The organism is Peteryoungia rhizophila, assembly GCF_004912145.1.
GTDB classification, from domain to species: Bacteria; Pseudomonadota; Alphaproteobacteria; order Rhizobiales; family Rhizobiaceae; genus Allorhizobium; species Allorhizobium rhizophilum.
The window spans coordinates 711,452-723,833 of sequence record NZ_STGT01000001.1 but is presented as its reverse complement, the minus strand read 5'-3'; the positions used below and the strand labels follow the sequence as shown (position 1 = coordinate 723,833).

At 58.1% G+C, this 12,382-nt stretch carries 4 protein-coding genes; 2 read left to right on the top strand and 2 right to left on the bottom strand.

All coding sequences use genetic code 11. From position 1 onward, the window contains the following. Positions 1–8: 8 nt before the first annotated feature. Together kdgD and E9677_RS03375 are read right to left on the bottom strand one after the other, a co-directional pair. The gene (gene kdgD / locus E9677_RS03380; RefSeq protein WP_136556666.1) at positions 9–914 is read right to left on the bottom strand and encodes a 5-dehydro-4-deoxyglucarate dehydratase; all 906 of its coding nucleotides are present in this window, start codon (positions 912–914) and stop codon (positions 9–11) included. A 69-nt stretch (positions 915–983) separates the two neighbouring features. Further along, entirely contained in the window at positions 984–1,727 is a 744-nt protein-coding gene (locus E9677_RS03375) for a FadR/GntR family transcriptional regulator (protein ID WP_136556665.1), read from the bottom strand. 148 nt (positions 1,728–1,875) lie between these two features. On the opposite strand from E9677_RS03375, the gene E9677_RS03370 reads away from it, so the two are divergent. Further along, a complete protein-coding gene (locus tag E9677_RS03370) occupies positions 1,876–2,673 on the top strand; it encodes an NAD-dependent epimerase/dehydratase family protein (protein WP_136556664.1) in 798 nt (265 codons plus the stop codon). A 558-nt stretch (positions 2,674–3,231) separates the two neighbouring features. Continuing rightward, positions 3,232–12,282: a T1SS-143 repeat domain-containing protein gene (locus tag E9677_RS03365; protein WP_168801103.1), complete on the top strand. Its 9,051-nt coding sequence runs from the start codon at positions 3,232–3,234 to the stop codon at positions 12,280–12,282. Positions 12,283–12,382 lie beyond the last annotated feature (100 nt).

Below are 12,382 nucleotides of genomic sequence, written 5' to 3'. Positions count from 1 at the left end.
TCCTTTGCTCAGCGCTTCCAGGGGGCGATCAGCTTGGCCATCATGTCTTCTTCCTCCGCCGTCAGGTCGTCGAGGGGAGGGCGCACCTTGCCGGCGGCAAAGCCCTGCAGACGAACGCCGGCCTTTACGGCCGAGACCGCATACCCCTTGCGGCGGCTGCGGATCGCCATGAAGGGATAGAAGAAATCCCTGAGAATGGTCTCGCAACGCTCGCGCTCGCCGGAGCGCAGCGCCTTGTAGAATTCCACCGCGAGACCGGGGACGAAGTTGAAGACGGCGGACGAATAGGTGGTGAAGCCGGCACCCAGATAGGCTTCCGCGAAAAGTTCGGCGGTCGGCATGCCGCCGAGATAGGTAAGCCGATCGCCCATGGTCGCCGTGATCTGTCGAACGAGACCGATATCGCCCGTGCCGTCCTTGAAGCCGACCAGATTAGGACACTCGTCGCACAGGCGCTGCAGTGTCTCCACGCCGAGGACAGAGTTATCGCGGTTGTACACCATGACGCCGATGCCGACGGACTGGCAGATGCGTTTCACATGCTGGTACATGCCCTCCTGCGGCGCATCGATCAGGTAATGGGGCAAAAGGAGGATGCCGTCGGCGCCGACCTTTTCGACGGAGCGGGCAATCTCGATCGCGACTTCGGTGCCGTAGCCGCAGCCGGATACGATCGCCGTCTTGCCTGCCGCTTCCTTCGCGGCAGCAACGATGCGCGGAACTTCCGATGGCGTCAGCGAAAAGAACTCTCCCGTGCCGCCGGCCGCAAACAGCACCGGTGCGTCGAAACCAGACAGCCACTCGACGTGCTCGGCATAGCTGTCGGACTTGAAATTCCCGTCATCGTCGAAATGCGTGACAGGGAAGGAGAGTAGGCCGGCGCCGAGCGCGACCTTTATTTCTTGCGGCGTCATCGTCGAATGTCCTCTCTTGGCCTCCTCAGGCCAAGTTGTCATACGTATCCCGCGCGCTCATGTCAAATGTTATCGTACAGGTTGGCGCTGTTCTCGGAGAAGTGCTCGGTAGCGGGCCTGGCTGCCGCGCAGGTGACGGCGCATTGCGTCACGCGCGGCCTCCTCGTCACCTGCGGAAATGGCCTCCACGATGTCGGCATGTTCGGCGTCGATCAGGCGCAGATAGGCGGACTGGTCCTCTTCGCTGTCTTCGTCGCGCAGGGCGGCACGCGGGATGACATTCTTGCCGATCATGGCGAGAAACTCGCGGAAGCGCGGATTATTGGTCGCCTCGGCAATGGCGACATGCAGGGCGAAATCCGCCTCTGTCGTCGATTGCCCGGCCTCAAGACAGGCGCGGACGGCGTAGTGCCGTTCGAGAATGACCTCTTCCTGGGCTGGCGACCGGCGCAGCGCAGCAAGGCCTGCGGCCTCCACTTCCACGGCCGTGCGCAGCTCCAGAAGCTCGATCATCGAGGAAACGCGGGCCGGATCGACATTTCCGACGAGTAGGGGTGCGGGGGCGGGTTCGCTGGGTATCAGAACGAAGACACCGGCCCCCTGACGCGCCTCGACCAGCCGGTCGGCCCTGAGCGAGGCGATGGCTTCGCGCACCACGGTCCGCGACACGCCATGCGCTTCGGAAAGCTGGGCTTCGCTCGGCAGCTTGCTGCCCGGAGGAAATTGGCCCCCGACGATGGCTTTGCGCAGAGTGTCTCCGAGCCGCTGCACCAGCGTCCCAGCGCCTGTCTCGTGCCTTGCCTGCATTGCCATTTCCTGTCCCCGCCTTATTCGTGTCCGCTCACCAGCCCCTTTTCGGGAACTGGTATTTCTACTCTGTCCACGTCAAGGTTTACGATATTGACCGGGTCGGGGCAACCTGTATGATAAGTTGAAGATTCATATCAGGGAGGAAGGCGCGGTGAAGAGACTATTGCTGACGGGTGCTGCCGGCGGATTGGGCAGCGCGATGCGTGGGCGGCTAAAAGGGCTCGCGGAGATCGTCAGGGTTTCGGACATCGTCGATCTCGGGAATCCGGCCTCCCATGAAGAGGTCATGGTATGCGATCTGGGAGATCGGCCATCGGTGGACAGGCTTGTCGAGGGCTGCGACGCGATCATCCATCTCGGCGGCATCTCGTTGGAGGACAAGTTCTCCAAGATCATGAACGCCAATCTGCTCGGTCTCTACAATCTCTATGAGGCCGCGCGGGCCAATGGCATGCCGCGCATTCTCTTTGCTAGCTCCAATCATACGATCGGCTTCTATCGCCAGGACGAATATCTCGACCACGAGGCGCCAATGAAGCCAGATGGTCTCTATGGCGTGTCGAAATGCTTCGGTGAGGCTCTCGCCCGCATGTATTACGAGAAGTTCGGCCAGGAAACCGCACTGGTGCGCATCGGCAGCTGCATGGAGAAGCCGAAGAACCACCGCATGCTCTCCACCTGGATGAGTTACGACGACTTTCTCTCGATGATAGAGTGCATCTTTCGCGCGCCGCGCCTTGGCTGCCCGGTTATCTGGGGGTGCTCGAACAACGACACCCGCTGGTGGGACAATTCGCACGTCTCCTATCTCGGCTGGCATCCGAAGGACAATGCCGAGCGTTTCCGCGCCGAGATCGATGCAGCAGTCGCACGACCGGCGCCGGACGATGCGGTGGCGATCTACCAGGGCGGCCCCTTCGTCAACGACCCGATCTTCGCGGAGAGCTGAAGCCTGAAGTCTGGAGCATGAGTGAGCCGGGTTCTCGGAGGAGGCCCGGCTTCTTGCTGTCTTTAAAGGGGGGGGCGGGAAGTAGTGCCAAGGGCGCCTTTTCGTCCAGGTAGGGCCCTGTAGCGATCTCGTGGCGAACTCATAAGTAATCACTAAAATTTGAGTAAATTGCAGAAATAAAAGCGTTTTTCGGTTCGAAATTAACTTCTTTTTCAATAATGGTCGCTCGAAGCATAACCAGTTATGTCTTCAGAGTTAAGAAACCGTTGCACTCGCCCCCGGCCGGGATTTAACTGCGGTCAACAAGTTAAGGGGTGAGTAACCATGTCTATTGAAGATCCGCGTCTGTCCAGCATCGACAATACTTCCGCAGCTGACGAATTCGACTCTGCGGTCGAGCAGCATCTGGGTTTCGGCAGCGAGACCGTAGACGGCATCGAAGTCGCCCAGGCCGAAACGCCTGACGCAGGTCGCACCGATCGCCTGCCGGCCCAGACGCCCGTCGAAACGGCGGCCGCTATCATCCCGAGCGAAGTTTCGCCCGATGCCGGTAACGTCGTGACACTGCCGGCTGGCATCGAACTCGACAATCTCGAATTTGCGGTCGAAGGCGACAATCTGGTTCTCGTGCTTGCTGACGGCACCGAGATCATCGTGCTGGGCGGTGCAGCCAACATCCCGACCTTCGTGATCGGCGACGTCGAGCTTCCGCAGGTTGCTCTCTTTGCGGCGCTCGAAGGTTCCAACATCAACGTGGCAGCCGGCCCGGACGGCACCTTCAGCGCACAGGGCGGCCCCACTGCCAGCCGTAATTTCAACGACGATCCGATCGACGCCGGCCCGGAAGATCTGGCGCTCGCCGATCTGCTGGGCGACACCGCCTTCGGTGACGAGTTGCGGACCGGCGTTATCTTGGGTGCCGAGGGCGATACCGAGCCCACGTTCCTTGGTGCAGACAGCGGCGGCGTAGACGAGGATTATCTCAAAAACGGCAATTTGAATGATGGCGGTAATGGCGGCTCCAGTGTTACCGGATCCCTTGGCATCAACTGGGGTGCGGATGACGATAATGTCCTTGGCAATACGGGGCTGACAAACTCCAATGACCGTGGCATTGCGTTCACTCAGACGACGCTGGATGCCTTGGCTTCCCAGGGTTACACGTCCGATGGCGTTTCCCTGGTCTATGGTCTGTCTGCCAACGGCACGACCCTCACTGCATTCAAGGGCAACGGCGAGGGTGGCTTTGGCGAAGAAGTATTCGTGGTATCGGTCTCCGATGTCGCGACGAATGGCTCCTACACATTCGAACTCCGCGGCAATCTGGATCATCCGGATGGCTCGACCGAAGACAACATCTCCATCGCATTTCCGTTTACCGCGCAGGATAGCGATGGCGACCGTGGCTCGTCTAGCTTCACTGTCACCGTCAACGACGACAGCCCGGTTATCAAGATCCCGACCTATGAAAATGGCGCGCCGATTTATGGCGTCGTCGAAGAAGAGCAGCGGGAAGTGCTCGGCTACGGCAATGAAGATACCGACGGCGAATACGACAACGACTATTACAATCGTGGTTCGAACGAGCAGCGCTCGTTCGGCGACCGTCTTGGCAAGGGCTGGTTCGTAGACGAGACCACCAATGAGGCAAAGGGGTCGCTGGGTATCTCCTGGGGTGCGGACGATAGCGACGATGAGTCGATCATTGTCGGTTCAGGCAACCGCTCGGTCTCCTTCGCCGAATTTGAGGCACCCGAGGGTTTGTTCTCCGCTGGCATCCAGGTGGAATATTCTCTCTCCGACGACGGTACGGCGCTGACGGCGACAGCCGGCGAAGCGACCGTGTTCACAGTCACCTTGTCTGATGACGAGTCCGGTTCCTACACCTTCACCCTTCTGCGCCCTCTCGACCATCCCGATGGCGCGGGCGAGAATAGCCTGAAGCTTGACTTTCAGTTCACGGCCACAGATTCGGACGGTGACACGACAGGCCCGGCGACGATCTCTGTGATCGTTGTCGACGATGTCCCGATTCTCAGCGGCTGCGACCTTGTCGCCACCATTGACGAAGACGATATCGCGACGATCGGCAAAGCATTTCCCGGTGAATCGCTCGGCACAAGCCCGAATGATGGCAATCGAGACGGGTCCTACACCAACAGCCCCGCCAACAATCAACCGGGTCCAGCTTTCATCTCCGGCTCGCTGGCACACCTCGTCAAGGCGGGTGCCGACGGACCTCTGGCGTTCTCCTTCATCGATGGTGACGAGGCGCGCGAAATGCTCGAGAAGCTCGGCCTCTCTTCAAAGGGTGCCGAACTGAGCTACGAAGTCCGCGACGGTGTTCTCTATGCCTTCGACAACGCTGGCGACGACAAGGGTGTGAGCTACGACCCGCAGTTCGGTGATCGTCTGGTCTTTGAACTGACGCTCGACTCGAACGGTTCTTACGAATTCCGCCTTTACGATCAGCTCGACCATGATGCGCCTGGCGATGATCGCTGGGGTCGCCCGACCAATTCCGACGAGAACTTCGATCTCGAGGATGGCCTTGGCTATCGCGACGTTACCGCCATCGACTTCGGCGCGATTATCAAGGCGACCGACAATGATGAGGATAGCGTCTCGCTCGAAGACGCTTTCTCGATCAGGGTCCGTGATGACGTTCCGGAGCTGAGCGGCAAAGAAGAAAACCGTCTCGTCGACGAAGATGACATCAAGAATGACCAGTCGACCGGCAACTTCCCGAACGATGGTAGCGGCGACGGCTCCTTGACGGGCAGCGCGAACAGCAACGGAAACGGTCCGGCAGTGATTTCCGGCTCGCTTGCTGGCCTCGTCAAGGGTGGCGCTGACGACACCATCAAGTTTTCCTTCATCAGAGAGGATTCCGCCCGCGCCGCACTCGAAAAGCTTGGTCTCAAGTCCGAGGGCGCCGAGCTCAGCTACGACATCCGGGACGGCGTGTTGTATGCCTTCGATAACGCTGGCCCGCACAAGGGTGAAAGCTACGATTCGGACAAGGGTGACCGCCTCGTTTTCAAGCTTACACTGAGCGAAACCGGGTCCTACACTTTCGAACTGGTTGATCAGCTTGATCACGACCTCGGTGGCGGCCAAAACACTGATTTGCAGGATGGCCTCAAATACAGTGACGTCGAAGCGATCGACTTTGGTTCGGTCATCAAGGCGACCGACTATGACGGCGACAGCGTTGTGCTGAAGGACGCCTTCTCGATCACCATCAAGGATGATGCTCCGGTCCTGAGTGGCCAGAAGGAAAACCGCATCGTCGATGAAGACGACATCTCGACGCTGAATGACGGCCTGATCGGCGGCTCGCTCGGTACGTCTCCGAACGACGACGAAGATGACGACTCCTTCACCGGCAGCCCGAACAACAATCAGCTGGGGCCGGCCTTCATTTCCGGCTCGCTGGCCAACCTGGTCCGGGGCGGCGCTGACGACCCGATCAAGTTTTCCTTCATCGACGAAGCCACCGTGATCCGCACGCTGGCAAACCTCGGCCTGTCGTCCAAGGGCGAAGAACTCAGCTACGACATCCAGGGCAACGTGCTCTATGGCTTCGACAACGATGCCGGCAATAGCTCCTATGGCAATGGCGACCGTCCGGTCTTCAAGCTGACGCTGAGCGAGGATGGCTCCTACACGTTCGAACTGCTCGACCAGCTTGACCATGACAAGCCTGCATCTGGCGCGGACGAAAACTACGATCTTCAGGGCGACATCCGGGGCGATGTCACCGCCATCAATTTTGGTGCCTTGATCAAGGCCACCGACAACGATGGCGACAGCGTGTCGCTCGACGGGGCCTTCTCAATCAAGGTTCGCGACGACGTACCGACGGCAGTTGCCCGCAATACATCCGAGACGCTGGTGGTCGATGAGACTTCCGGCCAGCAGAACGACGATGTCCCTGACCCGCTCTCCATGTTCCAGTACGTTGGCGTAAAAGGCTACGACCCGAACATGTCGGCTCAGTTCGCACAGCAGGCAAGCTTCGTGACTTCGACGATCAATGGCGGCGCAGATGACGGCGTCAAGATCGACTGGGATCTGAAGATCAACGGTGGCAACGGGACCGACTCCGGTCTGTTCACAACCGATGGTCGCGCGATCCTACTGTTCCTCGAGGACGGTCTGATTGTCGGTCGCTATGACAAACCGAATGACGGTAATACAACCGTCAATTCGTCCGACCCGGCCGCCTTTGCCCTGCAGCTTTCGGACGATGGCACCCTCTCTATGGTCCAGTATGTCTCGATCAAGCACGATGATCCGACAGACCACGACGAGAACAATGATGCGAATGACAACAATCTGTCGACAGCGGTGCAGAGCCTGGCCGGTAAAATCAATGCAGTCCTGACCGTCACTGACTACGACGGCGACAAGGCAGTGAGCGAAGTGGCCGTGGGTGATCGCATCCAGTTCCATGACGATGGCCCGAGCGTATCCTGCGAGGCCATCGCCTTCACCGTCGACGAAGATGGTTTGCTGGGTGCAACGATCGATACCGCTCAGCCGGGCGAAGTAGCGGGAAGCGGCTCGACACTCTATACCGGTGGCGTAAACGCCCTCAAGGCGCTCTTCGACTTTGGTGCTGACGGCGCCCATGCCACTCAGGCGATTTCGCTCAAGGAGACTGCGGAGCCGGTCAAGACCGATTTCAAGTCGCAGGGCGGTGACGTCCTGATCAAGGTCGTCGGCAATGTGCTCACCGGCTATGTCGCCGGTACCGACGGTGCGGAAGACCGTCCTGTCTTTATACTGACGGTCAATGCAGACGGCTCCTACACCTTCGAGCTTAAGGATCAGATTGATCATTCCAATCCCGATGGCAACACAGAGACCTACCTTGAAGACGGCATCGATCTCTCCGCCTACATCGTCGGCAAGGACGGCGATGGCGACACGGTGACGCTCACGGACGGCAAGTTTGTCGTCAATGTTCTGGACGACATCCCGGCGGCGACCGGTGAGCCGGTCAACGTCAAGGTTGACGCGCCCCAAATCGTGGAGCCTGTCGAGGGCAAGGTGGCCAACTTCGTTCTCGTGCTGGATACCTCGGGTAGCGTGAACGTCCAGCAGTTCCAGACACAGGTGAAGGAATTCCTGGACAATCTTGCAGACACCGACGCCAAGGATGTTCGTGTCCATATCGTTGAGTTCAACAGCGGTGCGAAGCCGGTCGGGACATACGACCTCATCGTCAATGGCGAAACGAATGCTGACGCACTCGAAAAGGCGCTCGACGATATCGAAGATCTGAACGATGGCGGAAATACCAATTATGAGGCCGGTCTGCAGGAAGCGCTCGCTTGGATCGAAGGAATTGAGCCAAGCACGATCAATGTAGGCAGTGTGCAGTACATCGATCCTAACGGTTCCCAGGATGACGACCGTGCGCTCATTTTGTCAGGAAGCGGAGAGCAACTCGCTCTCGTTTCTGGCTGGTGGCAGAATGGAACTGAGCTCGTCAATGCCAACATCGACAATAACGGTCGGATCGGCGTTAGCTCAGGGAACAATCTAGCGATTACCAATTCCGAAGTCCTTCGTTTTGACTTCGGCCAGTTCACGGATTTCGACGGGAACGGCGTGTTTACCGATCGGGGGGCCTTTGTTGGGGTAGACGTAACCAGCACGTCGTTCCGTCTGAGTGACTTGGTCAATGGTAACACCTCAACGACATTCCGCTATACTGTTCACTTGACCGATGGCACCTCCGCACCGGTTATTGTCCAGGTGAACGGTTCCCAGAACATCACCGTTTCGGCTCCGGCCGGAAAAATGATCGATTATGTCGAGTTCACGGTCACGAGTGGCGAGGGGCAGGTCCAGCTAGGTTCAGTCACCACGGCCCCCGATGGCCCGCTTGCAAACGCTGATGTCAATGAGTTGATTTTCCTCTCCGATGGTGAGCCGAATCGGAATGAAACGGAATGGTGGGATACCTCCGCTAGGGAGGCTCTGGAACAGATCAAAGACGAGATCGCGAAGATCGAAAGCGGCGCCAGCGGCCCGGCATTCACGATCCAGGCGTGGGGCATCAAGCCGAGCGGCAACAATCTGAACAACCTCGACAAGGTTGAAGGTCAGGGTGGCGATGCAGAGGATTTGGCCGACGGCACGCTGAGCGACAAATACGCGGCGATCTTCGCCGCAATTGGTGGCGCAACCGGATCCACGCAGCCGGCCGAGGCGAACTTTGATGTTTCTGCCCTCATCAGTTCGGGTGCAGATGAAGCTCTGGCCTTCAGCCTGAAGTCGGGCACGCCAAATCTTGCGCCTTTGGCCTCCGGCGGCGTGGCTCTGGTCTATAGTGTTCTAGACAACGTACTGACCGCTAAGGCTGGCGAGAATGGGCCGACGGTCTTCACCATGTCGCTTGAGAAAAATGGCGAAGGTATCTTCACCCTCAACGCCCCAATCGACGGCCATGGCGACAAGGTCATCGACTTCTCGTCGCTGATCCAGGCCAAAGACTTCGACGGCGACACCGTCTCGGTTCCCACCGACACGTTCACGGTGACGTTTGATGGTGTGCCGTTCGGTGAGGGGCAGACCCTGGAGACGACAGAAGACAAGAGTATTGACGGCAGCATCACTGCATTCGTCGGCGATGAAGGCGGCAGCTTCTCGGTCACCGACCATCCGGCTAACGGCGTAGTGGCTTTGAACACGCAGACGGGTGAATTTACCTACACGCCGAATGCGAATTGGCACGGCACGGAAACCTTCACCGTAACGATTGAGGACGACGACGGCGATAAGTCTGACCTGATCGTGGTCACGGTCAATGTGGCATCGGTGAATGATGCCCCGACATCGACGAACGGGAGTGTCACGACGGATGAAGATACCGCAAGGTTCCTCTCCGTGGAGGACTTCGGTACCTACAGTGATGTGGAAGGAACGGCGCTTGCTGCCGTGAAGATCACCTCGCTGGAGAGCGATGGCATGCTGCAGTACTTCAACGGCAGCAACTGGGTGGACGTCATTGTGGACCAGGTGGTGTCCGTCGCGGACATCAATAACAACAAGCTGCGTTTCACGCCGGATGCCAATGAAAGCGGCAACCCGTACGCCACGATCGGCTTCAAGGTGAGCGATGGTGAAGACTTCAGCGAAGATGCCTATACGCTGACGGTCAATGTTGATCCGGATAATGACGGCGAAGCTCCGATTTACATCTCGAACCAAACTGCACTGGGGCAGCCGCCAAAGGTTGGTGATGTTCTTCAGGCTGACCTGGGGACGGATCCAGACGGCGCTAAGACAGGGGTCCAGTACCAGTGGATGCGCGATGGTGTAAACATTGGCACCGACAGCGAGACCTATACGCTGACGGACGATGATGTGGGCACGGCCATTTCGGTCAATGTCACGTACAGCGATGCCCAGGGCTTCCATGAAAGCGTCACCAGCGCGGCGACGGCCGAGATCTTGCCCGACAACGCTGCTCCCACGGCCAATGCCGACAACGTCATCACCAATGCCGGGGCAGGATCTACTTTCTATGTTCCGGAATGGGCGCTTCTCGCGAATGACGAGGATGACAAGGGACCGCTGGATGTCACTGGGACGAGCAACGACTCCGATCTCTCCACCAGTCTGGTGACAGAACCGGGTTCGGTTGCCATCACCGACAGCGGCAATGCTGGCGGTAGCTTCGACTACACGGTCTCGGACGGTGATTTGACAGGAACAGGCTCCGTCACGGTCTCCCAGGACATCGTCGGAGATCTGGACGGCACGAATGGGAACGACATTGTCGTGGCTGGGCCGGTTACCGCGCCTCAGCCTCAGATCACGACAATCGGCTTCAATGCCGGTGGTTACGATGCTGGTGACGTGGTTTCCATCACGGTGGATGGAGTGGTCTACTCCCATACCGTTCAGGCAAATGCACGCAGCGCGGAAAACGTCTATGATGCGCTCAAGGCGGTATCCATGGGCGGTATCACCCTCGCTGCCAGCCTGGATGCCAAGGGCGTGGCGTGGGCAGACAATCTGACCGGCAACGCTGTGACGCTGACAAGTGATCCAGGCGCTGAGAACGCCTTCGCAATTTCTGCGAATGTAAACAACGGTGCGGATGTTGGGACGCCTTGGGTTACGACAGTGGATTTCTGGAATAATGGCGATGGGATGTTCAACAATGCAACGCTGACCATCACCATCAACGGCACGCCTTATTCGGCGCAGGACAGTATCTACTGGAGCTATGACATCGACGATTATCTTGATAGCGCCGCATATAGTCTTCTGTCTAAATTGAATGCTGCGACAGGAGTTAGCGCATCATTTGACTCCGTTAACAACACGTTCACGATCCAGACCACGTTTGCCTCGACGTTCACAGGGACCTCCGGCAATGAGCCAGCTCGGGAAATCATCCAGACGCAGACTGGTTCTTCCCCTTCGGATCAAGGCAACCTCAGTGTGAATACGACGCAGCAAGCCTCGGGAGATACTGGAGAACCGCAAACCACAACACTGAGCTTTGCTGCCAGCTACGATGCTGGAGATGTGGTGTCGGTGACGGTTGACGGCGTTGTCTATAGTCATAACGTTCTCGCAAGTGCCCGAACGGGAGAAAATGTCTATGATGCACTCAAAGACGTCAGCGTCAGCGGCGTGACTCTCGCTGCTAAACTTGAACCTAAGGGCGTAGAATGGGCGGATAATCTCAGCGGAAATGCAGTGACGTTGGTCAGCGACCCTGGTTCGGCGAACGGGTTCACCATTTCGACAGGTGTTAACAATGATGCCGATGCAGGTAGGCCGTGGATCTACTCCGTCGACTTCCGAGATAATGCTTCCGGCATGGGGAATGGCGAAAGCATCACTATCTACATAAACGGGGTACCGTATACGGGTAACGAAAATCTATCGAACGGATATGGCTCCGACGATTATTTCAATAGTGCTGCTGCGAACCTTCTCACAAAGTTCAACGGGGTCGCAGGTGTAACTATAAATTTTGCGCCGGACACGAACACCTTCACCGTCCAGACCGCTGTTGGGGCCACTATTACGGCAGCTTCGGGGGCCTCGCACACGCCGACATATTCGGTGATCCAGGAGGGGTCGCTACCAACAGATCAGGCTGCGCCGGGTGTTGAAACCATCAATGCTACTGACGCTGGCTTTGTAATCAATGGCCTGGATGGCGACGACATCCTGATCAGCAATGACGGTGACGACTTCCTCAATGGTGGGGCAGGAAACGATATCCTGTTCGGCGGCCTCGGCTTCGACACCCTTACCGGTGGTGCTGATGCAGATACGTTCAGGTTCGATGAGACTGCGTTCGAAGACATCCATGTTACGGACGTCATCACGGACTACAGCCTCACCGACGGCGACGTGCTTGATGTGACTGCTCTGCTCGATAGCCTCCTCGGCGAGGAAGTCGACCTCGACACTAGGATGGAGGCGATTGACATTAGAGAGCAGGGTGGCAACACGTTTGTCAGCGTCACCGGTGAAGGGGTGACCAGGGACATCGCAATGCTGAACGGTGTCCATGACGTCAAGATCCTGTATGACGACAAGCATGCACCTGTCGTGCACGACTGATACGGCGAAGGTTATCGCTAGAGAAAAGGGCGCCCCTCCGGCGCCCTTTTTGTCTTTGTCACGCGCGAGCCCGTGTTTTACTCGCTGTCGACCTCAGAAA